The sequence below is a fragment of the Streptomyces bikiniensis genome (assembly GCF_000716625.1).
In the GTDB taxonomy this organism is placed as follows: Bacteria; Actinomycetota; Actinomycetes; order Streptomycetales; family Streptomycetaceae; genus Streptomyces; species Streptomyces bikiniensis.
In genome coordinates this window covers 1-947 of record NZ_JNXJ01000106.1, presented here as the reverse complement: position 1 = coordinate 947, position 947 = coordinate 1, and the positions used below count along the sequence as shown (strand labels likewise).

Annotated in this window: 1 protein-coding gene; it reads left to right on the top strand. The window is 63.8% G+C overall.

Annotated features, from left to right (window positions below):
- The first annotated feature begins 411 nt into the window (after nt 1–411).
- On the top strand, nt 412–831 hold the full coding sequence (locus OO47_RS32920; protein ID WP_030223489.1) for a hypothetical protein: 420 nt from the start codon (nt 412–414) through the stop codon (nt 829–831).
- The last annotated feature ends 116 nt before the right edge of the window (nt 832–947 follow it).

Genomic DNA, 947 nt, shown 5'->3' with positions numbered 1-947 from the left:
GATCGATTCTTGACGGACCGCCAGAGGCGCCTACCCACTCCTAACCCCACCACACACACGACTTCACACCGCCAACAGCCACCACCCAGAACCCCGGCGGCCAAGATCCGCAGCATCACCGACTTCGGTGGTGCGGTCGGGAAGTGCCCGTCTCGCCGCATCAAGGGGTCGACCGGGTAGTCATGTGAGGCGTTTTCCCACTTGTGGAGCGCCAGTGCCGCTGCCCGCTACCGCGAGAGCTTCGCCGCTCATTGCGGCAGGCAATGGGGTGCCGTCCCCCATCGATCAGAGAGGGATGCGATCGTCCAACTGAGCTGGCACGCAACAGACTTGAAATCAGGGACAGGCGCACCTGCTTCCACTACCCTCGTTACATCGACATTCATTCAGGTCTGTTGCTACGGAGGCTCCATGAAGATCACCGTGACGATCGACGAACCCACTGGCGACTTTCAGAAGCGACTGCTCGACCTTCTCGCCGAGCACGCCGCGAACGTCGAGACCGACACCGCCTGGACCGCAGAACGCGCCGAGCGCTACTACCTGGCCTTGCCGATTCGGGCGCGACGCATCGTCAAAGAGGCTGCTGCCCGCGGCGGGTACGTCGATGCTTCAGTCCTACGCGACGGTGAGGACAGCAGTCTCCGGGGGCACAGCGCCTCGCTCAAGCGGGCCATCGACCGTGGCGTACGAAGCGGATGGTGGCCCGATGGTATGCAGCTGCCGATCCAGGCCCAAGGGCCGGGATTCGGCAAGGTCGTCGGCTACAGCATGCCCAAGCATCTCGTCGATGTCTTTCTCGCCGCTGCCAAGAGGCCGTCGCGCGAGTAGTAGCGGCGGTCGCCTTGCGCCGGGGTTCTGGGTGGTGGCTGTTGGCGGTGTGAAGTCGTGTGTGTGGTGGGGTTAGGAGTGGGTAGGCGCCTCTGGCGGTCCGTCAAGAATCGATC